The following is a 23,958-nucleotide window of genomic DNA, read 5'->3' on the forward strand; positions in this document are numbered from 1 at the left end:
GTGAGTGGGCACGGCAGGTACCGGTATGTCCGCGCCCTGGCGGCGGTCGCGACGGTGCTCCTCGCGGCCGGCTGCCAGAGCGGGGATCGGATCAATTGCACCCTGATCGGTGCCGAGTCCGGGGTGGCCCTCACCTGGAAGCCCGGCGACTTCCCCGCCGGGGCCCACTACCGGCTCTGCGTCGACCAGGTCTGCAAGGACCGCCAGGCCCAGCCCTCGGACGACTCCCTCGCCATGCTGCGCCTGCCCATGCCCGAGGTCACCGGAGAGAAGCAGGTGACGGTACGCCTCCAGGTCACCGACCCGGCGGCCGACCGCACGGTCTACGACCGCAGCGCCCCGTTCACCCTGCGCAAGCACGCCCCCAACGGCGAGGCCTGCGGCCCCGTCGTCTGGTCGACCGGCATCCGCGTCGACCCGGAGCGCGGCCTGGTCTCCCCCGGCTGACCGGGCCGGTCTCTCAGTCCTGGTCCTCCGGCGGCCAGGAGTCGCCCCACTCGGCGTCGCGGGCCTGCTTGTAGAGCGGCCCGTGGCGCTTGGTGACCGTGTCGCGGGTCAGGCCGTCCGGACCGCACAGGTCGAGGAGGACCAGGCCCTTGCGGATCTGCGGCCTGCGGGTGATCCGCGAGACCGTCGGCGTCGGCGGGAACCTGGTCGCCGCCACGTAGCTGTACTTCTCGTCCTCGTACGGCAGCGAACCGCCCTTCACCTGCCGGTGCAGCGAGGAGCGGCTCACCCGGGCCGAGAAGTGGCACCAGTCCGTGCCCGGCTCGATCGGGCAGGCCCCGCTGTGCGGGCAGGGCGCGGCGACGGTGAACCCGGCGTCGACGAGCAGGGTGCGGGCCGCGATGATCCGCTCGTAGCCGTCGGGGGTGCCGGGCTCGACGATCACGACCGTCTGCGCCGCGCGCGCCGCCTCGGTCACCAGCGCCGTCCGGTCGGCCTCGGTCAGCTCCTTGAGCACGTACGAGACGGTGACGAGGTCCGTGTCGGCGAGCCTCAGCGCGCCGCCGATCCGGGCCGTGCGCCACTCGGCGTCCAGGGTCCCGGCCGCCAGCTCGCGCCCCAGCGCGAGGGCCGGCTCCGCCCAGTCGAGGACGGTGGTGCGGGGCGGCTGCTCCTCCCAGGCCTCGGCGACGGCCCAGCTCGCCGCGCCCGTACCGCCGCCGACGTCGGTGTGGGTGCGCGGCTCCCAGTCGGGCGCGGCCTCGCGCAGGGCGTCGAGGGCGCTCCGTACCGCCTCGAAGGTCGCCGGCATCCGGTACGCGGCGTACGCGGCGACGTCGGAGCGGTCGCGCAGCACGGGGGCGTCCGTCGGGGTGGTCCCCCGGTAGCTGGCGATCAGCCGGTCGACGGCCTGGGCGGCCTGGCGGGGCGGCAGCCCGTCGAGGAGCCGGGCGAGGGCGACGCGCAGGGAGCCGGCGGAGGGAGGGGAAGCGGGGGCGTTCACCGCGACATTCTAAGTGGCCGGCTCGGCCCCCGGCCGCCCGGAGGTGCTGGTCACGACCGTCCCTGCGGGGCAGCGGAGTTGGTCGGTGCGGCGCCGATGATGTTGAGTGCTCATGCCAAGTTCTGGCGGACATCCGGCCGATCGGGGGTCTCGTCGCCGTCGGGGGGAAGGACATGGAGACCGCGGGTGGCTCGGACGGGACGCGCGTGGAGTTCAGGCTCTACTCGTTCGGGACGGAGGAGCAGGCGGACGCCGCCATGAAGGGCCTTGGCGCCGAGAAGCGGAAGTCCTCCGCCGAGTACGGAGAGCCGTCGAAGCCGGTGACCGTGGCCACCGTCGCCGACGAGACCGACGCGTTCGCGGACGACAGCTCCGCCGACGTGGTCATGCGCATCGGAACCGTCGTCGCGCACGTCAACGCGAACGACACCGAGCCCGCCGGCCTGGAGCACGTCTCGAACGTCCAGGTCGAGCGGGTCAGGACCGTCGCCGCGGGCAGGAACCCGGGGTACTGACCCGCCGGAGACGCCCGGGGAGCCACCCCGTCAGCCGCCCGCGACCCCCTTGCCGGTCTGCCACGGCCTGCACAGGCCCAGGAAGCAGGCCAGGGCCAGGACGGCGCAGGTCAGCTGGACGAGCGCCATCGGGACGGCGGTGTGCTCGCCCGCGATGCCGACCAGCGGGGAGGCGACGGCGCCGACGAGGAACGAGGTGGTGCCGAGCAGCGCGGACGCGGACCCGGCGGCGTGCGGGGTGCGCATCAGGGCCTGGGCGTTGGTGTTCGGCATGGCGAGGCCCATCGCGGACATGAGGACGAAGAGTCCGGCCGCGATCGGCGCGAGCCCGACCTCCCCGAAGACGCCGCTGGTCATGAGGAGCAGCGCGAGGGCGGAGACGAGGATGGTCCCGAGGCCCCAGCCGAGTGCCTTGTCCAGGCTGACGCGGCCGACGAGCAGCTTGCCGTTGATCTGGCCGACGGCGACGAGCCCGATCGAGTTGAGGCCGAAGAGCAGGCTGAAGGTCTGCGGCGAGGCCCCGTAGATCTCCTGGACGACGAACGGCGAGGCGGAGATGTACGCGAAGAGGGCGGCGAAGGCGAGCCCGCCGGTCAGCATGTACCCGGTGAAGACACGGTCGGCGAGCAGCCCCTTCATGGTGCGCAGGGCCTGGCCGACCCCGCCCTCGTGCCGGCGCTCGGCCGGCAGCGTCTCGGCGAGGAAGCGCCAGACGACGAGGGTGAGGAGGATGCCGATGACGGTGAGGACGTAGAAGACGCCCCGCCAGTCGGTGATCCGCAGGATCTGGCCGCCGATGAGGGGCGCGATGATCGGGGCGACGCCGGAGATCAGCATCAGGGTGGAGAAGAACCGGGCCATCTCCACGCCGTCGTACAGGTCGCGGACGACCGCGCGGGCGATGACGATGCCGGCGGCGCCGGCGAGGCCCTGGAGCAGCCGGAAGCCGATGAGCGTCTCGGCGGTGGGCGCGAGCGCGCAGACGGCGGTGGCGAGGACGTACACGATCATGCCGATGAGCAGCGGGCGGCGGCGCCCCCACTTGTCGCTCATGGGACCGACGACGAGCTGACCGAGGGCCATGCCGGCGAGGCAGGCGGTGAGGGTGAGCTGGACGGTGGCGGCGGGGGCGTTCAGCGCGCCGGTGACCTCCGGAAGGGCCGGGAGGTACATGTCCATGGAGAGCGGGGGCAGTGCGGTGAGCCCGCCGAGGACGAGGGTGACGAGCAGCCCGGTGCGCCGGGCGGCGGTCACACCGGCGGCGGTCGCGGCATCAGCGCCGGAAGCGCTATCGGTTATGTGTCCTTGTGTTGTTTTCTGGCCGCTCTCCGGCACCGAATGCTCCATTTCGTTGAAACCTTGCCTATGCTCTCAGCTCGATCGGCATGGTCGAACCTCTGCGGGACGGGTGGGGAACATGAATAAGGCGGGAAAGACGGTGCGCTGGGGGATCCTGGCGACGGGCGGCATAGCGGAGCGGTTCACCACGGACCTGCTGACGCTCGACGGCGCGGAGATCGTCGCCGTGGCGTCCCGGACGGAGGCGTCGGCGAAGGCCTTCGCCGAGCGGTTCGGGATCCCGCGGGCGTACGGCGAGTGGGCCGGGCTCTTCGCCGACGAGGACGTCGACGTGGTGTACGTGGCGACCCCGCACCACGCGCACCGGGAGGCGGCCGGCCGCGCCCTGGAGGCGGGCAAGGCGGTGCTCTGCGAGAAGGCTCTCACACTCAACGCGCGCGAGGCAGAGGAACTCGTCACCCTGTCCCGGGACCGTGGCCTCTTCCTGATGGAGGCCATGTGGATGTACTGCAACCCGCTGATCCGGCGCCTCGTGGAGCTGGTCCGCGACGGGGCGATCGGCGAGATCAGGACCGTACAGGCGGACTTCGGGCTCGCGGGCCCGTTCGCGGCGGACCACCGGCTGCGGGACCCGGCGGTGGGCGGCGGGGCGCTGCTCGACCTGGGCGTGTACCCGGTGTCGTTCGCCCAGCTGCTGCTCGGCGAGCCGGACACGGTCCACGCGCACGCGCTGCTCTCGCCGGAGGGCGTCGACCTGAACACCGGCATGCTGCTCGGCTGGTCGGACTCGGGGGCGTCGGCGCTGCTGTCCTGCTCGCTCGACGGGGACACCCCGCTGACGGCCTCGGTCACGGGTTCGCTGGGCCGGATCGACATCCCGCGCGGCTTCTTCTTCCCGGAGCGCTTCACCCTCCACCGCAACGGCCACGAGCCGGAGGAGTTCGTGTCGGGCAACGACCCCCACTCCCTCCGGCACGAGGCCACCGAGGTCATGCGCTGCCTGCGGGCGGGCGGGACGGAGTCCCCGCTCGTCCCCCTCGAAGGATCGCTCGCGGTGATGCGGACGCTCGACGCGGTACGGGACCGCATCGGCGTCCGCTATCCCCAGGAGGCCCTCGTCGAGCCCCGGGGAGTACAGGTCACGCGGGCCTGAGGCCCGGGTCGCCCGCCTCCGTGACGAAGGAGGCGGCCGTGGAGACGGGAGCGCCCTGGGTCGTCACGTACGGCACCGTACGGAAGTCGGCTCGGGCGCTCTCCTCGCCGAGCGCGACCGTCACATAGCCGCGCCGCCCGTTGAAGAACCTCAGGTGCGGGTTGGCCTGCATGAGCTTGTCGTAGTTCGACGGCCGGTCGGCGCCGTCCTTGCCGCTGGTGATCGAGGTGGCGACGATCTCGGTGCCGACGGTCCGGGACGCCGGGTCGCGGAAGTCGGCCTTGATGTCGAGGCCGTAACCGACGTGGACGTCCCCGGTGAGCACCATCAGGTTCTCGACCCCGGCGGCGTCCGCCCCCGCGAGGATCCGCTGCCGGGAGGCCGGGTAGCCGTCCCAGGAGTCCATGGAGAGCTTGAAGTCGGCGGTGGCGCGGTCGCGGCGCTCGGCGAAGACGACCTGCTGCGGCAGGACGTTCCAGCGGGCGCGGGAGCCGCGCCAGCCGTCGAGCAGCCACCGCTCCTGCGTGGCCCCGGTCAACGTCCGTGCCGGGTTCTCGGACTCCGGCCCCGGTACCTGCCAGCCGTCGCCGTACGCCTGGTCGGAGCGGTACTGGCGGGTGTCGAGGATGTCGAACTGGGCGAGGCGCCCGAACCGCAGCCGCCGGTAGAGCCGCATGTCGGGGCCCTGCGGCCGCTGGGAGGCGCGCAGCGGCTGGTGCTCCCAATAGGCGCGGTAGGCGGCGGCGCGGCGGAGCAGGAACTCCTCCGGCGGGACGCTGTTCTCGGGGATGCCGCCGGCGTAGTTGTTCTCGGTCTCGTGGTCGTCCCAGGTGACGACGAAGGGGTGTGCGGCGTGCGCGGCGCGCAGGTCGGGGTCCGACTTGTAGAGCGCGTACCGGAGCCGGTAGTCGTCCAGGGTGAGCGTCTCGCGGTTGAAGACGGCCGGGAGGGTGCGGTCGGTGTAGGCGCGGGCGCCGCCGGTGGCGTTGACGGCGTACTCGTACAGGTAGTCGCCGAGGTGGAAGACGACGTCGACGTCCTCCTGGGCGAGGTGGCGGTAGGCCGTGAAGTACCCGTCGTGGTACGCCTGGCAGGAGACGGCGGCGAGCTTCAGACCGGCCTTGTGGGCCCAGGGGGCGGGCGCGGTGCGGGTGCGGCCGACGGGGCTGGTCCAGTCGCCGACGCGGAAGCGGTAGAAGAACTCCCGGTCGGGGTCGAGGTGGTCGACCTCGACGTGGACGGTGTGGGAGTACTCCGGGTGCGCGGTGGCCCGGCCGCGCCGCACGGTCCGGGTGAACCGCTCGTCGCGGGCCAGTTCCCAGTGCACGGAGACCCGGTTGCCGGGCAGGCCGCCGTCGGGCTCGAAGGGGCGGGGCGCGAGCCGGGTCCAGAGCAGGACGGAGCCGGGCAGCGGGTCGCCGGACGCCACGCCGAGGGTGAACGGGTCCTCGGTGACACGCCGGCCGTCGAGCTCGGCGGCGGCCGCGGCACCGGCGGCGGGCAGCTGCGTGGCGAAGGCGAGCGCGGCGGCGGCCCCGGTGACGGTGAGGAACCGGCGGCGGCCCAAGTGGCGTGCGGCGGCGCGGAGTTCCTCGGAATGCTCGTGTACGTCGTGTACGCGGTTCATGTGTCCCTCCCCAGACGGATGCTGTCCGTCCGTCATTCGAGGGGGGCGGGACGACCTCACGTTGTCGGGTACAGAACATCCACGTGTCGGGACGATGAGTTCATGGGGCACGCGTCTCGCGTACGCTGCGCGCCCATGAGCATCGCAGTGGTGACGGGAGCGGGTTCGGGCATCGGCCGGAGTGTGGCCCTCGCCCTGGCGGCGGCCGGCTGGTCGGTGGCCCTGGCGGGACGCCGGGCGGGCGCCCTGGAGGAGACGGCGGCGGCCCTGCCGGCCGGCGACTTCCTGGTCGTCCCGACGGACGTCACGTCGGCGGAGGAGGTCGCGGCCCTCTTCACTGCGGTACGGGACCGCTACGGCCGCGTCGACCTGCTCTTCAACAACGCCGGTACGTTCGCGGGCGGCGGCGTCCCCGTCGAGGACCTGGACCCGGACACCTGGCGCGCGGTCGTCGACGTCAACCTGACGGGCGCGTTCCTGTGCGCCCAGGCGGCCTTCCGGACCATGAAGGAGCAGGACCCGCAGGGCGGCCGGATCATCAACAACGGCTCGATCTCGGCCCACGTACCGCGCCCGCACTCGATCGCGTACACGGCGACGAAGCACGCGATGACGGGCCTGACGAAGTCCCTGTCACTCGACGGACGCCCGTACCGGATCGCGTGCGGTCAGCTCGACATCGGCAACGCGGCGACGGAGATGACGGCCCGCATGCAGACCGGCATCCTCCAGGCCAACGGCGCACTGGCGGCGGAACCGGTGATGGACGCGGCGGACGTGGCGGCGACGGTGGTGCACATGGCGGCGCTGCCGCTGGAGGCGAACGTGCAGTTCGCGACGGTGATGGCTACGGCGATGCCGTACATCGGGCGGGGGTAGCTCCCCGCCCGACGCACGGAAGGGGCGGGGGGCTACGCCTGCCCGGTCTCGAAGCGGGAGATCTTCCCGCCGTCGACGGTGAACAGCCACTTGGTGCGCATCTCGCCCCAGGTGTCGTTGCGGTAGTTGGCGACGAGGGCGCGCCCGCCGTCCGACTCGGACTCGACGTCCATGTGCCCGCGCGAGCCGAACACCTCCCGGTCGAGCCACTCTCCGACATTGCGGTCGGAGCCGTCGTCGGACATGGTCGCGTCGGCGGTCAGGGCCTGGAAGAGGGCCGTCTGGTCGTTGGCGTTGAGAGCCGTGACGAACGCGCGCACGGCCGGATCGCTGAGCTGGTCCACAGGAATGGTCATGCCCTACGCGTACACCGCGCCGGGCGCCCGGCGGGTGTCGCGCGCCGAAGGGACCCGGGAGGCTGCCCCGGATGACCGACACCGGGCCGGCTCCCGGCCCGGTCAGGACCAGTCGCAGGCCTTGCCGTCGTTGTCGCGGTCGAGGCCCGAGCGGTAGCCGGGCTGACCCCGGTAGATGGGGGCCTTGCCGGCGGCGCGGACTGCGTCGCAGTTCTTGTAGTACGCGAGACCGCCGCCGGAGCCGGAGCCGCCCGAATCGGAGCCGCCCGAGCCTCCTGAGCCCGAGCCGCTGCCGCTGCCATGGCGGTTCGGGTCCGGGTCGGGATCCCCGTACAGGCGCGCGTAGTCCTCACTCGGGCAGGCGAGACCGGGCCGTGCGAGGGAGAGCCGTACGGACATGTACTCCGGGCGCTCGACGTCCTCGCCCGCCTCCGGGCTCTGGAAGCAGATCCGCCAGTCGTCGTGACGGGCGCTCAGCTCCACGTCCGTGTACACGCCGGCACCCCGGATCTCCGTGAGGCCCACTTTGCGGAGCTCGGCCGAGCCCTTCGCGAACGTCTTGCCGACGACGTTCGGCACCTTGGGGAAGACGACGGCCGCACCGTCCCGCGCCGGACACGGACTGCTCTTCTCGACGACGGCGAACTCGATCCTGATCCGCCGCCCCTTCTCGGCCGTGGCCGTCTCCCCGGCGGCCGGCTCCTGGAAGCACACCTTCCAGTTGCCGTCCACGAGCTGCATCTTGTCGGCCTCGGTCGCGTCGTGCGACCGCGTCCGGAACCCGGCCTCGTACGCCGCCCGCGACGCCGTCTCCAGGTTCTGGCCCCGGTAGTCGGCCACGACCCGCCGCACGGTGGGGGTCGGCGTGGGCGTGGGCGGGGTGTAGGGCGCGAAGGCCGTCGGGCGCGTGGTGGCGAGCGGCTTCGCGTCGGCGACCGCCGGCTTGTCCGTCGACGGCTCGCTCGTGCCCACGGCCACGAACCAGATCCCGGAGAGGACGGTGGCGAGCACCTTCCTGCCCGGCGACCACCGGGTCCGCCAGGCCAGCACGATGCCCGCCGGGGGCATCAGGAAGAGACAGAAGACGACGAACCCGGGCTGCCTCCACCAGCGCTCCCCGGCCGGCGGAGCCGCGGCCCCGCCGCCCTTGCCCGATGACACGGCCGGCCGGCCCTGAGCCCCGTACCGGGCCCCACCCTGTTCACGATCCCGACTCGGATCCCGGTCCTGCTCCACGACGCGCGGAACCTGCCCCTCCTTGACGACTTCTCAGCGCCACACAGCCTATGACCTGCGTGTTCGCTGGCGCCGGGCAGGGCCGTACGGGCACTGTCCGTGTGACTGCCTCAGTCACACGACTCAACCCACTCACCCCAGGAGGAGCGATGTCGAACGTCGGCAAGGTCGTCAGGCTGTACGCGAAGGGGGCCCCGGTCGGGGTCGAGGACGGAGCCCTGGTCGGCTTCCTCGTCGACCAGACCCGAGCCGGGGAGTGGCTGGTCACCCGGGAGGGCGAGGGCTTCCGCCTCACCGCGAAGGGCACCGAGGAGACCATCGCCTCGGAGGGCGCCGAGCGCGCGCCGGTCGCCGTCCGCCCCGACGACTCCCCCGCCTCCGTCTGGCGCTTCCAGCACGTCGAGGGCGACGGCGACACCATCACGCTCACCACGATCACCTCGCTCGCCGAACTCCGCGACGGCACGTACGTGATCGACCAGAACGGTCTGGCCCTCGGCCGCGACCTGTTCGAGGACCGCTCCCTGCTCCCCAAGCGCGTCTACATCCGCACGGACGACCGGGACCCCCAGTGGAGGATCGAGGTCCTCGCCTGACCTCGTGGAGCCGGAGCACCCACGGCCGCCCCATCCGGGACCCCCGGGTGGGGCGCGGCGGGGTGGAGCGCGGTCTGGTGGAGCACGGTCTGGTGGAGCGCGGCCGGGCGGGGCGCAGCCCTGGCGATCAGCCGGTGAACCCCGGTACCACCAGGCCGGACTCGTACGCGATGACCACCGCGTGGGTCCGGTTCTGCGCGCCGAGCTTGGTCAGCACGTTCCCGACATGCGTCTTGACCGTCTCCAGGCTCACCGTGAGCGACTCCGCGATCTCCGGGTTGGACAGACCGGTGGCCATCAGCCGCAGCACCTCTTCCTCCCGCGCCGTCAGCGCCGCCCTCGGCAGCGCCTCGGCGGAGTCCAGCGGACGGGCGGCGACCATCCGGCGCAGGGTCGCCGGGAAGAGGATCGCCTCCCCCGCGGCCACCACCCGTACGGCCTCCGCGATCTGCCGGACCGGGAGCCGCTTGAGCACGAACCCGCTGGCGCCGGCGCTGAGCGCGGCGGTGACGTAGTCGTCGTTCTCGAAGGTGGTGATCACGACGACCTTCGGCGGCGCCTGGGAAGGGCCGGCCGAAGCCGCCGACCCGGCTGACACAGCCGACTCGGCCGACTCGGCTGACTCGGCGAGGAGTTGGCGGGTGGCCTCGATCCCGTTGCGACGCGGCATCCGTACGTCCATCAGGACCACGTCCGGACGCAGCCGCCGCGCCCGCTCGACCACCTCGACGCCGTCGGCGGCCTCCCCGATCACCTCGATCCCCGGCTGCGCGCCGAGCAAGGTGCGCAGACCACTGCGGGTCACCTCGTCGTCGTCCGCGATCAGAAGTGTCGTGACGGTGTCGCTGAGGTCGGGGCCGGTCATGCCGACAACCGTACGGGCAGCCTGACCACCAGTCGCCAGTGCCTCGGCCCGTCCGGGCCGGCGTCGATCTCCCCGTGCAGGAGTCGCACCCGCTCGGCGAGCCCGGGCAGGCCGTGGCCGGACGACGGGAAGGCCCGCCGGGAGACCGGGCCCGCACTCGTTCTCGTACCGGCCCCGGTCTCGTTGACCACACCGAGCTCCAGCACGTCGGGACCGGCCGCCACCCGGACCTCGATCGGGCCGCCCGCTCCGTGCCGCATCGCGTTCGTCAGCCCCTCCTGCAGGATCCGGTACGCGGCCCGGGAGAGCGTTCCCCGCACCTGGGCCAGATCCCCCGACCGGTGCGACTCCACCACCGCGCCCGTGTGCCGCAACCGTTCGAGGAGCTCGGGCAGGTCTGCCAACGTGCGGGTCGGTGCCGTCTCGGCCCCCTGCTCGCGCAGTACGCCGAGGACGTAGTCCAGGTCCTCCAGCGCGGCCCGGGCCGACTCCTCGATGCTGCGCAGGGCGGCCCGCGCCGCCACCGGGTCGGAGGACATCAGCTCGCCCGCCACCGCGGCCTGGATCGTGGTCGTCGTCAGCGTGTGCCCGATGGAGTCGTGCAACTCGTGGGCCAGCCGGTTGCGTTCGGCGAGCCGCAGCTCCCGGTCGGCCGCGAGCGCGAGCTTCTCGGCCGTCGACGGCCCGAGCAGCCTGGGCGCCGACCAGCGCAGGGCCTTCGTCACAAGGACGCAGACGAGCGCCGCGAGCAGCAGGCATCCGAAGGCCGCCGCCCAACTCTGCCAGCCGTCCGTCACCCGTACCGAGCGGCCGAACAGGCTCAGCCCCAGCTCGGCCCGGAGCCAACCCCCAGGAAGGGCAACGGCCACGAAGAGCAGCGTGCCGCTCGCGAGCGCACCCGTCCAGCCGAGTGCCACGTGCAGCAGCAGCCAGAGGGGCGTCCGCCAACGCTCGGCGGTGGAGGGGACGGAGGTGGGGACGGGGGTGGCAGGGCCGGCGGGGGCCGGGCCCGCCTCGGGCGAACTCGTGGGCCCGCGCACGGCCGTGGGCTCCGGCAGCGCCACCCTCAACAGTCGGCGGGCGCCCACGATCAGCACCCGCCGCGTAGTGCGGGCCAGGCCGACCAGACCGATCAGGGCCGCCCAGACGAGCAGGACCACGACGAACTGCACGCCCTCGGGAGCGGATCGCCACACCAGCGCCGGCAGCAGCGCGAAGGACAGCAGGGGAAGGCTCGCCAGAACGGCCAGATAGGCGAACAGCGCACCCGAGTACGTGGAGCGGCGCAGCAGCGGCCGGAGTCCCTTGATCATCACCGGCCAGTATGAACGGGCGGCGCACGGCCGACCTCCCCCGATCGGGGGAGCATTTTCTCCCGCGTTTCCGCGATGCGCGTCCGGGCCCCCGGAAAACATGATCGTGTCCTGCCCGATCGACGGAAGGACAACTGATGAGCACGCAGGCGACGAAGGCGACGACGTCGAGGTTCCGCATCACCCGGCGGCAGGGGGGTGGCCGAGGAGGAGCCGTGGCCGCCGCGGCCGCGGTGGTCGTCGCCGTCATGACGGCGGGCGCCCTGGCGCCGCCCACGGCGTTCGCCACCACAAGGCCCGACACGGTCCAGCAGGGCCTGAACGCACTGGTACGCGACGGCCAGCCCGCCGCGCTTGCGAGCGTCGAGGACGGTGACGGCCGCACGCGCACCTACACCGCCGGCGTCGGCGACCTGGCCACGGGCGCGAGGGTGCCCAGGGACGGTCAGGTGCGCATCGGCAGCAATACGAAGACGTTCACGGCAGTGGTCGCGCTGCAGCTGGTCGGCGAGGGGAAGATCGGCCTCGACACCTCGGTCGACACGTACCTCCCGGGTCTCGTACGGGGGAAGGGAATCGACGGAAGCAAGATCACCGTCCGTCAACTGCTGCAGCACACCAGCGGAATTCCCGAGTACGGGAATGACATCAGCGACGAAGAGCTTCCGCACCGGTACTTCGAACCCCGCGACCTCGTCGACATCGCCCTCAAGCACGAGGCCGAGTTCGCCCCGGGGAAGAAGTGGAGTTACAGCAACACGAATTACGTGCTGGCCGGCCTGATCATCCAGAAGGTCACGGGCCGCCCGCTGGCCGAGGAGATCGACCGACGCGTCATCAAGAGGATCGGGCTGCGCCACACCTACTTCCCCGCACCCGGCGACAAGACCATCCGGGAAGCCCACCCGAAGGGCTACCACCGGATGACGGAGAAGGAACCCCTGCGCGACTTCACGGAGATCGACCCGTCGGCGGGCTGGGCGGCGGGCCAGATGATCTCCACCAACTCCGACCTCAACCGCTTCTTCGGCGCGCTCCTCGGCGGCGACCTCCTGCTCCGCGCGGCCCAGCGCGACCAGATGCGCACCACCGTCCCCATCGAAGGCACCGAGTTCCACTACGGACTGGGGCTCATGAGCAGGCCGCTGTCGTGCGGAGGCGTCTACTGGGGCCACGGCGGTGACATCGCGGGCTACGAGACCCGGGGCGGAGTCACCGACACCGGCCGCGCTGCCAACGTCGCGGTGACGAGCATCCCGACGGAGACGCCGGCCGTGCAGGGCGTACTGAAGGTCGTGGACACGGCTTTGTGTAGTTGATCGGGGGGGACCGGGGCGGGCGTCTTTCAGGGCCTGGGGGTGAGCCGGGTTCGTGGGCTTCTGGTGCGGCCGCCCTCTTTCCGAGTGTGGCGGCCTCGGGGCGTGGCCTACGCGTAGGGCCCGGGCAGCGTCCGGGGTCGGGGGGCGGCTGTCGGCCGGTGGGTGGGGGCTGGGTTTGTGGCGGGGGTGGGTGGGTGGGTGCGTTTCCCGTCGGCGGGTTCGGGGTGCGCGGGAGTTGAATGGGGCGGCCGGGCTCGGCTTAGCGGGTTGCGGTGGTGGGTTGGTCGGGCTTCAGGCCCCGCTGGTCGCTGTTGGTGGGTGGTCGGGGGCGCCGCCGGGAGGTTTCCTGCAGTAACTCGGGACGGAGAGGGTGATTCACCCCTTCTGAGGGGGTATTCGTGGCCTGCTTCTCGGAGAAATGCAGGGTTATCCACGCCGTATCCACGCCTTCCACCCACCGGGAGTGACCAGCGGGGCCTGAAGCCCGACCAACCGACGGCCGTCGGCCGCTAAGCCGAGCCGGGCCGCCCCATTCAACAACCGCGCACCCCGAACCCGCCGACCGGGACTCACCCACCCCTGCCGCGAACCAAGCCCCCACCCACCGACCGGCACACGCCCTCCCGCCCCGGATGCTGCCCGAAGCCCGGCGTGGACCCCGCCCCCCGGACCGCCCTCCGAGAGTGTTTTCGCTCCTGGAGGTGGTGGGTCAAGGGTGGCCGAAGGCCATCGCGCAGCGACGCGACGAAGGAGCGCCCTTGACGCACCACCGGAAGGAGCGACTCTCGGAAAGAGGGCGGTCCCACCCGCACCCCGCCAGGCACGATCACCCCAGGACCCAAGACCCCACTCGGCAGGCCGCGTCAGTCCAGGCAGAACTCGTTGCCCTCGGGGTCGGCCATCACGATCCACCCGGTACTCAGCGGCGGCTCGGGTTCGAAGCGGCGCTGCCGCTTCGCTCCCAGCGCGACCAGCCGGTCGCATTCGGCCTCCAGCGCCGCCATCCGTTCCTCCCCCTCCAGCCCGGGAGCCGCCCGGACATCGAGGTGGACCCGGTTCTTCGCGGCCTTGTCCTCCGGCACCTGCTGGAAGAACACCCGAGGTCCCTGCCCCTCCGGGTCCTCGATGGCCGATCGCGTGTTGCGCTGCTCCTCCGGTACGCCGATCTTCGCCAGGAAGTCGTCCCACGCGGCCAGCGGGTCGGCGCCCTGCGGCAGGTCGACCCCGGGCGGCGCGGGATGGACGTAACCCAGTACGTCACGCCAGAAGGACGACAGTGCCCTCGGGTCGTGTGCGTCGAACGTGACCTGGAAATGGCGGGTCATCGTGCTGCTCCGTTCGTTGCGGTGTGCGGGTGGAGGTCGCGCAGCAGTGGATCTGCCTCCGCGTCCATGGATCCACCCTGACACCCATGGCGGACAGGATCGGTCCGCCATCTCTGGCAGGCTGGGCCACATGGACGAGCGGGGTACGACGGAGCGGGTACTCACCCTGCTCGGGCTGCTCCAGCAGCGCCGAACCTGGTCGGGCCCCGAGCTGGCCGACCGGCTGGGGGTCACGCCGCGCACGGTGCGACGCGACGTCGAGCGGCTGCGCACGCTGGGCTATCCGGTGCATGCCGGCCAGGGAGTGGGCGGCGGCTACCGGCTCGGCCGGGGGCAGGACCTGCCGCCCCTCCTCCTCGACGACGAGGAGGCGATCGCCACGGCGGTCTCCCTGCTCGCCGGCGCGGCCGCAGGCACCGGCGACGCCACGCTCCGGGCGCTGACCAAGCTCGACCAGGTGCTGCCGACCCGGTTGCGGCACGAAGTGCGCACGCTGTCGGGCTCGGTGGAGTTCTTCGGCGCGGGTCGCACGCCGGTCGACCCGGAGGTCCTCATGACGCTGGCCGGAGCCTGCCGCGAAGAGGTGGAGGCGAGCTTCGACTACCCCTCGGGCTCCTCGGGCTCCTCTGTAGACACGACGCGACAGCGGAGGGTCGAGCCCCACCGCCTGGTCGCCTCCGACCGTCGCTGGTACCTCCTCGCGTACGACCTCGACCGCGACGACTGGCGCACGTTCCGCGTGGACAGGATGACGGCGGTGTCGGCCCGAACGTGGCGCTTCCGCCCCCGCGCGGCACCGGACGCGGCGGAGTACGTGCAGGAGGGCGTGACGAGCCGGGTCTACGCCCACCAGGCGCGCTTCCTCGTCCACGCACCGGCAGCCACGGTCCGCGCCCAGATCCCGCCGTCGGCAGCCGTCGTACGAGAACGAGGAACGGACCGCTGCGAGGTGCAGAGCGGCGCGGCGAGCCTCGACGCCATGCTCATGCACGTACTCCTCCTGGGACACGACTTCGAGCTCCTCGACCCCCCGGAACTCGGGACCCGCTGCCGCGCGCTTGCGGAGAAACTCCTGTCGGCCGCCGCCGCGCCCTCACCGGGCGACCGGCGAGCGGAGGCATAGGGTCAGGGGAGGACCGACCGGGGCGGCTTCGTCCCTGCGAGCCGCACCTTCCGTACCTGGTACACCGACTGGCTGTACGGCCCCGCCGTTTCCCTCTGATCATCGAGGCGGTCTCCGTACACTGACGGGCATGGCATGCCGCATCAGTGAACTGGTCATCGACTGCGCCGATCCCGACCGGCTCGCCGCGTTCTGGAGTGAGGTCCTCGGCTACGTCGAACTCGGCCGGGAGGACGACGGAAGCATCGAGATCGGGCCGCCCGACGCCGGCTTCGGCGGCCCGCAGCCCACCCTCGTCCTCAGCCCCAGCAGCGACCCGCACACCGGGAAGCTTCCACTCCACATCGACGTCAACCCCACCGACCGCGACCAGGACGCCGAGTTGGAGCGGCTGCTCGCGCTCGGCGCCGAGCGGGCCGACATCGGCCAGACCGGCACCGAGAACTGGCACGTCCTGGTCGACCCGGAGGGCAACGAGTTCTGCCTCCTGCACCGCCGGCTCCAGCCCCTCTGACCACCCACGAACGAGCAGCCACGAACGAGCACCCGCGAACGAGCACCCGCCGACGAGCACCCGCGAAACCTAACCGGGGCTCACCGACCACAGGTTGGTCGGCCCGAGGACGGCCTGCATCGCGAACGTGCCGTCGAAGGGAACGGGAGCTTCGTTCGTGATCTCCTCGATGTCCAGCACCTGACCGGAGGAGAAGGTGCCGGCCGTGACCCAGTACTCCGGATGCGGCGTGAAGGGCAGGACCGCGCCGGGCTCCGCCTGTACGGCGAAGACCGGGGCGGGCATGCCGATGGCGACCGAAGCGGTCTGCGCCGGCACGTCGGCGGAGACGTCGATCTCAAGGGTGCCCAGCTGAGCGCCCCCTCCGGCAGGCACGAACCCGTAGTTGCCGTTGTCGAAGTCGAACCCGATCCGGTTCTGGAGCTGGCTCTCCGGGTCGGCGGCCGCCTGTTCCCACGCCGAGAAGTGGATGCCGGGCATGAGCTCACCGGTCATCGCCCAGGAGAAGCTGTAGTCCAGGGACCACGTGAAGGTCACCCTTTTGGTCGGCCATGCGGGCGCGATCAGCCAGGCGAGCGACATCGTGTTCGGGACGCCGGGGTCGACCGGCTTCTGGTACAAGCAGATGTCCTGGAACTGGGTCGAATTGTTGGTGACGGTGAGGGTGTAGCTCGCCGTCGCCGTCGCAAGGCGTTGTCGTTGCGGTTGCGCGTGGGCGACCGGGGGAACTGCGAGGACGCCGGCGCACGCGGCACCGCCCATGAGGAACCCCCGCCGGGAGAGTGCGGAGCCTTGGTCGTGAGTCGGCACGCTTGCCTCCATCGAGCACGTCGCCGGCGCCGCAGGTCGGCGCGAGGGCGCGGAAATCGACCACCAGACTGGCTGCCGGAGCCGTGCCGAGAACGGTGATCGGCATGTCGGTCGTCCGGACGGTCCCGCATCTTCACCCGCCCGTGGATCGCGAGCCGGCCGCCTCCCGGACCACCGCGTCCGAATTGCGCCAGCGTGACGGCCGGCACCGCGTGACCCTGGCCCCATGACCACCCACACCACCGCCCACACCACCACCTACGCAGCCCGCGCCATCCCGCCCACCGCCCTGGCCCAGCTACGCGTCACCGATGACGCGGGCCGCGCCTGCGTTCCGTACCGCGCCACCGAGGGCGGCGATCCCCTCCGCTGCTGTCTCCGCCTCTCCGCCCCGGGCGAGCGGATCGCACTCGTCTCGTACGCTCCGTTGCGGCGCTGGGCCGCCGAGACGGGGGCCGAGCCGGGCGCGTACGACGAGCAGGGCCCCGTCTTCCTCCATGCCGAGGAGTGCGGCGGCCCGCAGCCCTCGGCGACGTACCCCTTCGCCCGGCCCGGATCGCTCCGGGCCCTCCGCCGGTACGACGCGGCGGGGCGCATCGTCGGTGGCCGGCTCCTGGAGATCCCGGAGGCGTCCGACGAGGGCTTCGACCAGGCCTTCGCGGAGGCCTTCGCCGACCCGGCCGTGGCGCTGGTCCACGTCCGGGCGGTCGAGTACGGCTGCTTCCACTTCGAGGTCCGCCGCCACTGAACGCGGCACGTCCTGAACGCGGCACGCCACGGAAGAGCCCTGCCGGGCCGGTTCAGCGGGACTGCGGGTCCAGCCAGGGCCTGCGGCCCGGTCCGGTGGGGTGCGTGCCCGAGACACCCATGACCACCGAGTAGAGGCTGGTCTCGGCGGTGATGAAGAGACGGTTGCGCTTGGCTCCGCCCCAGGCGATGTTGGCGACCGTCTCGGGGACGTCGAGCCGCCCGATCAGGGTGCCGTCGGGGTCGTAGCAGTGCACTCCGTCGTCCATCGCGGCCGCCCAGAGCCGGCCGCCGTCGTCGAAGCGGAGGTTGTCGAAGCGGGCCGTCCCCCGGGCCCCGGCTTCGGCGAAGACGTCGCCGTCCGACAGCGTCCCGTCGTCGCGTACGTCGAAGACCCGGATGAAGCCGGCCCTGGTGTCGGAGACGAAGAGCTGCCGCTCGTCGGCCGAGAAGACGAGGCCGTTGGGGGCGGCGAAGCAGTCGGCGACCAGGCGCACTTCGCCCGTGTCGGGGTCGATGCGGTAGACGTTGTTGGCGCCGATCTCGCTCTCCGCACGGTAGCCCTCGTAGTCGCTGGTGATGCCGAAGTCCGGGTCGGAGAACCAGATGGAGCCGTCGGACTTGACCGCCGCGTCGTTCGGGCTGTTCAGACGCTTGCCCTGCCAGCGGTCGGCCAGCACCGTGACCGTGCCGTCGTGCTCGGTGCGCGTCACTCGGCGGTTGCCCTGCTCACAGGTGATCAGCCGGCCCTGGCGGTCGAGGGTGTTGCCGTTGGTGTGCCCGGCGGTGCGGCGGAAGATGCCGACGGCTCCGGTCTCCTCGTCCCAGCGCAGCATCCGGTCGTTGGGGATGTCGCTCCAGATCACCTGCTTCCAGGCGGGCAGGTAGATCGGTCCCTCGGCCCAGCGGCAGCCGGTGTACAGGACCTCCAGGCTGTCGTCGCCGTTCATGCAGCGGCCGGTACGGAACCGGTCGTCGAACATCTCGTACAGTGCGGGGCGCTCGCTGGTCATGCGGGTTCTTCCCATCCGGACAGATGCCGTTCCGCCGTAAGCACCGAATGTCATACGGCCCACAGGGAAGATATCCGAATGAGGTACGGTCAACGCAAGATCAAGCCGAATGGAGAGTTGTGGATCACATCGATCGCGCCCTGCTGGCCCATCTCCAGCAGGACGCCACCCAGTCCTATGCCGCACTGGGTCAGGCCGTGGGCCTCTCGGCCGGTGCGGCCCACGAGCGCGTACGGAAGCTGAGGGAGCGCGGCGCGATCCGGCGCACCACCGTCGAGGTGGACCCGGCGGCGGTGGGCAGCGCCGTCCTGGCCTATGTGATGGTCGACTCGGTCTCCTGGATGGGCGATTCGGCGCAGGACTTCGCCGCGCTCCCCGAGATCCTGGAGGCGCACGTCATCGCGGGCAGCGCCTCGGTGCTGGTGAAGGTCAGGACCGCGACCACCGAGCAGCTGCAGGACGTCCTGCGCCGCATCTACGCGATCGACGGGGTCCGCGGAACGCAGGCCACGGTGGTCCTCGAGACCTTCTTCGAACGGCCCGTCTCCCCGGAGATCGGCGAGCCCCGTGGGCTGCCGGGATGACCGGGCCGGGCGAACGAAGAGGGCCCCCGCCCAGGCGCGTTGCCTGACCGGGGGCCCTCCCCACGTGGGCCGACAGACGAGTCGGGCTGTACGCCGGGTTCTGTGCCCCGGGACCTCGCGGTCGTCGGGGCGACGGCCATCCATCTAGGACCGACGTTGCCGCCGGCCTCCTGCGGTCTACCCGCGGACTCGGGCGAGCAGCCCTCGAACATCCGCGCAGGGACACCGGGGTGTCCCCTCTTGACCTTGCTCCGAGTGGGGTTTACCTAGCCGCCTGAGTCACCTCAGGCGCTGGTGGTCTCTTACACCACCGTTTCACCCTTACCGAGGACCGAAGTCCCCGGCGGTCTGTTTTCTGTGGCACTGTCCCGCGGGTCACCCCGGGTGGCCGTTAGCCACCACCCTGCTCTGTGGAGCCCGGACGTTCCTCGGGAAGATCCGAAGATCTCCACGCGGCCGCCCGCCCGGCTCGTCTGCCGTGCCGACCATGCTACCCGCCGATTCAGGGGCGGTCGGCCCGGAGGAAGTCGGCCTCAGAGGAAGTCGGCCGTCTCCAGGTCGAAACCGAAGGGGGCGGGAAGGGGAAGGGGCTTACCGAACGGAACAGCATGGAGTTCGCGGTAGTCGCCGCTCTCCGGGTCGGTGAAGAGCGTCACCGTGGACGTGTCCCGGTCGACCAGCAGGTAGAGCGGGATGCCGCCGCGGGCGTAGCAGCGGCGCTTGCTCTCTCGATCGGCGCTCGGCCGGCTGGAGGTGACCTCCAGGACCATAGCGACGCCGTCACCGGGCATCCAGGAGTCGGCGCCCGCGAACAGGTCGGCGCCGACAGGGGCGAACGTGAGGTCCGGGATGACGTGGTTCCTCGGTCGCTCCGGGGAGCCGGCCACCTTCAGCCCCTTGTTCCCCGATACGTCCATGTCGACCAGGGAGTTCCTGATCACCTGCCTCAGGACACGGCTGATGTACTTCTCGTGGTCCCCATCCGGTGGCGGCGTCACGACGATCTCCCCTTCGATCAGCTCCGCCCTGAAGCCCTCCGGCGTGTCCAGCGCCAGAAAGCCCTCCAACAGGACCTCGGCCTGCGTGAGTGGTGCGTGCGGCATGGCAGTCATGTCGTGATCGTCGGACATCGAGGCACCCGCCGTCCCTGTGATCGGGGTCGTTCCCCCGATCGTGGCACATGATCGGGGACGGGCCCGGGAGCGACCGCTTGACCTTGCCGCAGCGTCAGGGTTTCTACTGGGCGCATGCGTATCGGCGAGATCGCCGCCCTGGTCGGGGTCACCCCCCGCGCCGTGCGGCACTACCACCAGTCGGGCCTGCTGCCCGAGCCCGCGCGGCGGGCCAACGGATACCGGGAGTACGGCGTCCGGGACGCCGTCCTGCTCGCCCGCATCCGGCGGCTCACCGAGCTGGGTCTCGGGCTCGACGAGGTACGGGGAGTGCTCGCCGACGACGAGGGGCGGGGGCTCGCGGACGTGCTGGAGGAGCTGGCGGAGGACCTGGCGCGGCAGGAGGCGGAGATCCGGGCGCGCCGGGAGCGTCTCTCCGCGCTGCTCGACGAGGCCCGCGCCGGGCGGCTGCCCACCGACGGTCCCATGTCGCCGGAGCTCACCGCGCTGCTCGCGGGCCTGGGCGAGCTGCCCGAGTCCCCGATGGCGGCGAAGGACCGGGAGATCCTGGCCCTGCTCGACGTCGTCGTACCCGAGGAGGAGCGCGCCCGTCTGATGGGCCTGATGGCGGGAGCGGCCGAGCACGCGCGTGAGGTGTACCCGCTGCTCGACGCCCTCTCCGGGGCGGCGGCGGACGACCCACGGGTCGCCGAGGCCGCGCGGGTGCTCGCCGCCTGCCTGCCGGACGAGCTGGGGGTCGAGATCCCGGCCGCCGCGTCGGGCGGTACCGCCGACACCCCCGGCACCTCCCTCGCCGACGCCCTCTTCGCGGACCTCGCCCCGGCGCAGTCCGCGGCCGTCCACCTGGCGATGCGCCTGGTCCGGGAGCGACGGGAACAGGCCCGATGACGGGCCGCAGGAGGGGCGGCATCCGGCTCCTCCGCCTCGTCGCCTACGTCGCCCTCCCCGCCGAGGTCGTCCTCGCCGTCCTTCTCGTCGGCGGGGTCCGGATCCCTGCCGCCGTGTGGGCCGGCGCCGAGTTCCTCGTCGTCGCGCTCGTCCTCGCCGAAGGTCTCGCCTACCTGCGGCTGCGCCGGCGGGGGCTCTCCCGGCGGGAGGCCGTCGCCGAGCTCGTGCCCGAGGCCGTGCTGCGGATCATGGGGCACGAGCTTCGGATCATGGCGAGCCTGGGGCGGTGGGTGGCGCGCCGCCCGCACGGGGTCGAGGGCGTCGACGGCGTGTTCCCGCACGCGCGGGACCAGGCGGCGCTGATGTACGGCTTCGCGTTCGTGTGTCTGGTCGAGAGCGTCGGCATGTCGTATCTGCTCGCCGACTGGCCCGTCGTCCACGCGATCGTGCTCGTCCTGGACGTGTACACCGTGCTCTTCGTCTTCGGGCTCCACGCCGCCTCCGTGACCCGCCCGCACACCCTGACCGGGGACGTCCTGCGGCTCCGGCAGGCCGCGCACGTCGACGTGAGCGTGCCGCTCGACCGGATCGCGTCCGTCCGTCACGAGCTGGTGTTCTCGCACGAGAAGGCCGAGGGCGAGCTGAACCTCGCCGTCGGTTCGCAGACCTCCGTCACGATCGAGCTGACCGAGCCGGTCGACGCGCCCCGGTTCTTCGGCGCGCCCCGGCCCGTACGGCTCGTCCGCTGCCACGCCGACGACCCCCGCGCCCTGTACCGCGAGATCGGCTCGGCGCTCACGCGGGCGCGTACAGCGTCCTCGCCCACACCCACACCCTGATCGACGGCCTCACACGGGCGCGAACAGCACCTTCGCCGTTCCCGGGTCCGCTTCCGCGAGTCTGACCCGCAGCCACTCCCCCAGGGGCAGGTGGGAGTCGCCTCCCTCGATGCGGGCGACGACCGCCGGGTCGTCCAGGTGGACGGTGCCGACGGCCGGTTCGCGTTCCTTCACGTCGATCACGTACGCGTCGAAGGTCTCGCCGACCCGTTCCCGCAGGAGCGCCGCCTCGACGATGTCGACGCTCTCGCGCTCGACGGTGTTGGCGCGGCGCGAGCCGTCGGCCATCTCGTCGGGGAGCGCCGGCAGGGCGGCCCGTACCCACTCGGGCGGTTCGTCGCCCGCCACCGCCGCCACGCACAGCTCGCCCGCGAACCGGTCGACGAGGCGGCGCAGGGGCGCGGTGCAGTGGGTGTACTCGTCGGCGACGGCGGCGTGCACGGCGGGGGTGGGGATGTGGCCGTCGGTGAAGACGGTGTATCCGGCGCCGCGGAGCAGGGTGGTGCACTCCTGGAGGAAGGCGGCGTGGCGCGGGTTCGTGGGGTCGGCGGCGCGGACGACGTCGGCGTACGAGACGTGGTGCGGCCAGTCGACGCCGAGGGCCTGGGCGGAGCGGCGCAGGCGGGCGACGGCACCGTCGGGGGCGGTGGGGAGGGTGCGCAGGATGCCGGTGCCGGCCGCGGTCATGAGGTCGGCGGCGGCCATGCCGGTGAGCAGGGAGATCTGGGCGTTCCAGCCGTCGGCGGGGAGCGGGGCCCGGTAGGCGAGCGAGTAGGTGTGGCCCTGCTCGACGATCTCCTGCTCGGGGACGTTGAGGGAGATCCCGCCGCGTTCGGCTTCGAGGGCCTCGCGGAGGCGTCCGATGTCCCGGAGGAGGGCCACCGGCTCCTCCGCCGTACCCGTGTCGATCTGCTTCTGCACGCCCGCGTAGTCGAGTTTGGCGCGGCTGCGGACGAGGGCGCGGCGGACGTCGGTGGCGACGCGGCGGCCGTCGGCGTCGAGGTCGATCCGCCACAGGAGGGCGGGGCGCGGCTCGCCGGGGAGGAGGCTGGCGGCGCCCTCGGAGAGGACGGTGGGGTGCAGAGGGATCTTGCCGTCGGGGAAGTAGAGGGTGAGGACGCGCCGGTGCGCCTCGGCGTCGAGGGCGGAGCCGGGGGTGACGAAGGCGGCGACGTCGGCGATGGCGTAGTGGACGCGGTAGCCGCCGTCGGACCTGCGGGCCAGGTGCATGGCCTGGTCGAGGTCGGTGGAGGTGGGCGGGTCGACGGTGAAGAAGGGCAGGTCGGTGGCGTCGTACGCGGGGAGCCGGGGGGCTTTCGCGGCGGCCTCGGCCTCGGCGAGGACGGCGGGCGGGAAGTCCTCGGGGATCGCGAGCTCGGTACGGAGTGCGCGCAGGGCGGCCCGCAGCGGAGCCTCGGCTGCGCCGGTCACGTGAATGTGGCGGCGGGGCATGGACCGAGCGTATGGGGCGGGACGCGGGGCGGCACCTCGTGCGGCCGGGAGCGGACGGCACCTTGTCCGTACGGAGCAGGGTGCCGCACCTCGTACGCTGGGCTTCTGGGGCCGCACCCCCATCCCCGTACGGACGAAGGAGAACCACCGTGCTCGTGCTGTTGCCGCCCTCCGAGGGCAAGGCCTCCTCGGGGCGCGGGGCGCCGCTCAAGCCGGAGTCGCTGTCCCTGCCGGGGCTCGCGGAGGCGCGGGCGGCGGTCCTGGACGAGCTGGTCGAGCTGTGCGCGGCCGACGAGGAGAAGGCGCGCGAGGTGCTGGGCCTGAGCGAGGGCCTGCGCGGCGAGATCGCGAAGAACGTGGACCTTCGGACGGCGGGCGCGCGGCCGGCCGGGGAGATCTACACGGGCGTGCTGTACGACGCGCTGGGTCTGGCGACCCTGGACGCGGCGGCCAAGCGGCGGGCGGGGCGGTCCCTGCTGGTCTTCTCGGGGCTGTGGGGCGCGGTGCGGGTGACCGACCGGATCCCGTCGTACCGCTGCTCGATGGGGGTCAAGCTGCCGGGGCTCGGCGCGCTCGGCGGGCACTGGCGGGACGCGATGGCCTCCGTGCTTCCCGAGGCGGCCGGGGACGGGCTCGTCCTGGATCTGCGCTCGTCGGCGTACGCGTCCGCGTGGAAGCCGAAGGGCGAGGTGGCGGCGCGGACGGCGACGGTGCGGGTGCTGCACGCGCCGACCCGGAAGGTGGTCAGCCACTTCAACAAGGCGACGAAGGGCCGGATCGTCCGGAGCCTCCTTGAGGCGGGTGCGGCGCCGCGTTCGCCGGAGGAGCTGACGGTGGCGCTGCGGGACCTGCGGTACGTGGTGGAGGAGAGCGGGAAGCCGGGGGCGCTCGACGTCCTGGTGGACGAGATCCACTAGAGGTC

At 72.3% G+C, this 23,958-nt stretch carries 25 protein-coding genes and 1 other RNA gene; 13 read left to right on the top strand and 13 right to left on the bottom strand.

Going from position 1 to position 23,958, the window contains the following annotated elements:
• Window positions 1–447, top strand: a complete 447-nt coding sequence (locus OG462_RS14565) for a hypothetical protein (protein ID WP_406057859.1) — start codon at window positions 1–3, stop codon at window positions 445–447.
• Window positions 448–460: 13 nt separating this feature from the next.
• Here the strand turns inward: OG462_RS14565 and OG462_RS14570 are convergent, their stop codons facing one another.
• Window positions 461–1,450, bottom strand: coding sequence for a small ribosomal subunit Rsm22 family protein (locus OG462_RS14570; protein WP_406057860.1), 990 nt, complete (start codon window positions 1,448–1,450; stop codon window positions 461–463).
• 173 nt (window positions 1,451–1,623) lie between these two features.
• Between OG462_RS14570 and OG462_RS14575 the strand changes: the two genes are divergently transcribed.
• Window positions 1,624–1,965 carry a hypothetical protein gene (locus OG462_RS14575; RefSeq protein ID WP_406057861.1) on the top strand — a complete coding sequence of 114 codons (342 nt, stop codon included), beginning with the start codon at window positions 1,624–1,626 and terminating at the stop codon, window positions 1,963–1,965.
• Window positions 1,966–1,995: 30 nt separating this feature from the next.
• On the opposite strand, the gene OG462_RS14580 is transcribed toward OG462_RS14575, so the two are convergent.
• A complete protein-coding gene (locus tag OG462_RS14580) occupies window positions 1,996–3,312 on the bottom strand; it encodes a Bcr/CflA family multidrug efflux MFS transporter (protein WP_406057862.1) in 1,317 nt (438 codons plus the stop codon).
• 70 nt (window positions 3,313–3,382) lie between these two features.
• On the opposite strand from OG462_RS14580, the gene OG462_RS14585 reads away from it, so the two are divergent.
• On the top strand, window positions 3,383–4,417 hold the full coding sequence (locus OG462_RS14585; RefSeq protein WP_406057863.1) for a Gfo/Idh/MocA family protein: 1,035 nt from the start codon (window positions 3,383–3,385) through the stop codon (window positions 4,415–4,417).
• Here OG462_RS14585 and OG462_RS14590 read toward each other — a convergent pair.
• Window positions 4,404–6,044 (bottom strand): alkaline phosphatase D family protein, encoded by a 1,641-nt coding sequence (locus tag OG462_RS14590; RefSeq protein ID WP_406057864.1) that lies wholly within the window; start codon window positions 6,042–6,044, stop codon window positions 4,404–4,406. The two genes, OG462_RS14585 and OG462_RS14590, sit on opposite strands and share 14 nt — an antisense overlap.
• Window positions 6,045–6,146: 102 nt before the next feature.
• On the opposite strand from OG462_RS14590, the gene OG462_RS14595 reads away from it, so the two are divergent.
• Entirely contained in the window at window positions 6,147–6,923 is a 777-nt protein-coding gene (locus OG462_RS14595; RefSeq protein ID WP_406057865.1) for an SDR family oxidoreductase, read from the top strand.
• A 32-nt stretch (window positions 6,924–6,955) separates the two neighbouring features.
• Here the strand turns inward: OG462_RS14595 and OG462_RS14600 are convergent, their stop codons facing one another.
• Window positions 6,956–7,279, bottom strand: coding sequence for a nuclear transport factor 2 family protein (locus tag OG462_RS14600; RefSeq protein WP_406057866.1), 324 nt, complete (start codon window positions 7,277–7,279; stop codon window positions 6,956–6,958).
• A gap of 102 nt (window positions 7,280–7,381) precedes the next feature.
• Window positions 7,382–8,440, bottom strand: coding sequence for an excalibur calcium-binding domain-containing protein (locus tag OG462_RS14605; protein ID WP_406057867.1), 1,059 nt, complete (start codon window positions 8,438–8,440; stop codon window positions 7,382–7,384).
• A 224-nt stretch (window positions 8,441–8,664) separates the two neighbouring features.
• Between OG462_RS14605 and OG462_RS14610 the strand changes: the two genes are divergently transcribed.
• The gene (locus OG462_RS14610; RefSeq protein WP_406057868.1) at window positions 8,665–9,111 is read left to right on the top strand and encodes a hypothetical protein; all 447 of its coding nucleotides are present in this window, start codon (window positions 8,665–8,667) and stop codon (window positions 9,109–9,111) included.
• 127 nt (window positions 9,112–9,238) lie between these two features.
• Here the strand turns inward: OG462_RS14610 and OG462_RS14615 are convergent, their stop codons facing one another.
• Together OG462_RS14615 and OG462_RS14620 are read right to left on the bottom strand one after the other, a co-directional pair.
• Entirely contained in the window at window positions 9,239–9,976 is a 738-nt protein-coding gene (locus OG462_RS14615; RefSeq protein ID WP_406057869.1) for a response regulator, read from the bottom strand.
• Entirely contained in the window at window positions 9,973–11,289 is a 1,317-nt protein-coding gene (locus tag OG462_RS14620; RefSeq protein WP_406057870.1) for a histidine kinase, read from the bottom strand. Before OG462_RS14620 ends, OG462_RS14615 begins: the two co-directional genes overlap by 4 nt.
• 137 nt (window positions 11,290–11,426) lie before the next feature.
• Between OG462_RS14620 and OG462_RS14625 the strand changes: the two genes are divergently transcribed.
• On the top strand, window positions 11,427–12,608 hold the full coding sequence (locus OG462_RS14625) for a serine hydrolase domain-containing protein (protein WP_406057871.1): 1,182 nt from the start codon (window positions 11,427–11,429) through the stop codon (window positions 12,606–12,608).
• 863 nt (window positions 12,609–13,471) lie between these two features.
• Here the strand turns inward: OG462_RS14625 and OG462_RS14630 are convergent.
• Window positions 13,472–13,933, bottom strand: coding sequence for a VOC family protein (locus tag OG462_RS14630; RefSeq protein WP_406057872.1), 462 nt, complete (start codon window positions 13,931–13,933; stop codon window positions 13,472–13,474).
• 130 nt (window positions 13,934–14,063) lie between these two features.
• Here OG462_RS14630 and OG462_RS14635 point away from each other — a divergent pair, with 130 nt between their 5' ends.
• Both OG462_RS14635 and OG462_RS14640 read left to right on the top strand, forming a co-directional pair.
• A complete protein-coding gene (locus tag OG462_RS14635) occupies window positions 14,064–15,056 on the top strand; it encodes a helix-turn-helix transcriptional regulator (protein ID WP_406057873.1) in 993 nt (330 codons plus the stop codon).
• Between the two features lie 130 nt (window positions 15,057–15,186).
• Window positions 15,187–15,570 carry a VOC family protein gene (locus OG462_RS14640; protein WP_406057874.1) on the top strand — a complete coding sequence of 128 codons (384 nt, stop codon included), beginning with the start codon at window positions 15,187–15,189 and terminating at the stop codon, window positions 15,568–15,570.
• A 69-nt stretch (window positions 15,571–15,639) separates the two neighbouring features.
• On the opposite strand, the gene OG462_RS14645 is transcribed toward OG462_RS14640, so the two are convergent.
• The gene (locus OG462_RS14645) at window positions 15,640–16,380 is read right to left on the bottom strand and encodes a hypothetical protein (RefSeq protein ID WP_406057875.1); all 741 of its coding nucleotides are present in this window, start codon (window positions 16,378–16,380) and stop codon (window positions 15,640–15,642) included.
• Window positions 16,381–16,606: 226 nt separating this feature from the next.
• Here OG462_RS14645 and OG462_RS14650 point away from each other — a divergent pair, with 226 nt between their 5' ends.
• Complete coding sequence (locus tag OG462_RS14650) at window positions 16,607–17,128, top strand: DUF1203 domain-containing protein (protein WP_406057876.1); 522 nt, start codon at window positions 16,607–16,609, stop codon at window positions 17,126–17,128.
• Window positions 17,129–17,180: 52 nt separating this feature from the next.
• On the opposite strand, the gene OG462_RS14655 is transcribed toward OG462_RS14650, so the two are convergent.
• The gene (locus OG462_RS14655; RefSeq protein ID WP_406057877.1) at window positions 17,181–18,140 is read right to left on the bottom strand and encodes an SMP-30/gluconolactonase/LRE family protein; all 960 of its coding nucleotides are present in this window, start codon (window positions 18,138–18,140) and stop codon (window positions 17,181–17,183) included.
• 119 nt (window positions 18,141–18,259) lie between these two features.
• On the opposite strand from OG462_RS14655, the gene OG462_RS14660 reads away from it, so the two are divergent.
• A complete protein-coding gene (locus tag OG462_RS14660; protein WP_406057878.1) occupies window positions 18,260–18,724 on the top strand; it encodes an Lrp/AsnC family transcriptional regulator in 465 nt (154 codons plus the stop codon).
• Between the two features lie 73 nt (window positions 18,725–18,797).
• Here the strand turns inward: OG462_RS14660 and rnpB are convergent.
• An RNA gene (gene rnpB / locus OG462_RS14665) (RNase P RNA component class A) lies at window positions 18,798–19,196 on the bottom strand.
• A 61-nt stretch (window positions 19,197–19,257) separates the two neighbouring features.
• A complete protein-coding gene (locus tag OG462_RS14670; protein WP_406057879.1) occupies window positions 19,258–19,836 on the bottom strand; it encodes a Uma2 family endonuclease in 579 nt (192 codons plus the stop codon).
• Between the two features lie 135 nt (window positions 19,837–19,971).
• On the opposite strand from OG462_RS14670, the gene OG462_RS14675 reads away from it, so the two are divergent.
• Entirely contained in the window at window positions 19,972–20,745 is a 774-nt protein-coding gene (locus OG462_RS14675) for a MerR family transcriptional regulator (protein ID WP_406057880.1), read from the top strand.
• Window positions 20,742–21,584, top strand: a complete 843-nt coding sequence (locus OG462_RS14680) for a hypothetical protein (RefSeq protein ID WP_406057881.1) — start codon at window positions 20,742–20,744, stop codon at window positions 21,582–21,584. Before OG462_RS14675 ends, OG462_RS14680 begins: the two co-directional genes overlap by 4 nt.
• Before the next feature lie 9 nt (window positions 21,585–21,593).
• Here the strand turns inward: OG462_RS14680 and OG462_RS14685 are convergent, their stop codons facing one another.
• The gene (locus OG462_RS14685; RefSeq protein WP_406057882.1) at window positions 21,594–23,036 is read right to left on the bottom strand and encodes an RNB domain-containing ribonuclease; all 1,443 of its coding nucleotides are present in this window, start codon (window positions 23,034–23,036) and stop codon (window positions 21,594–21,596) included.
• 149 nt (window positions 23,037–23,185) lie between these two features.
• Between OG462_RS14685 and yaaA the strand changes: the two genes are divergently transcribed.
• Window positions 23,186–23,953: a peroxide stress protein YaaA gene (gene yaaA / locus OG462_RS14690; RefSeq protein WP_406057883.1), complete on the top strand. Its 768-nt coding sequence runs from the start codon at window positions 23,186–23,188 to the stop codon at window positions 23,951–23,953.
• Window positions 23,954–23,958: the final 5 nt, after the last annotated feature.

This window comes from Streptomyces sp. NBC_01077 (genome assembly GCF_045162855.1).
In the GTDB taxonomy this organism is placed as follows: domain Bacteria; phylum Actinomycetota; class Actinomycetes; order Streptomycetales; family Streptomycetaceae; genus Streptomyces.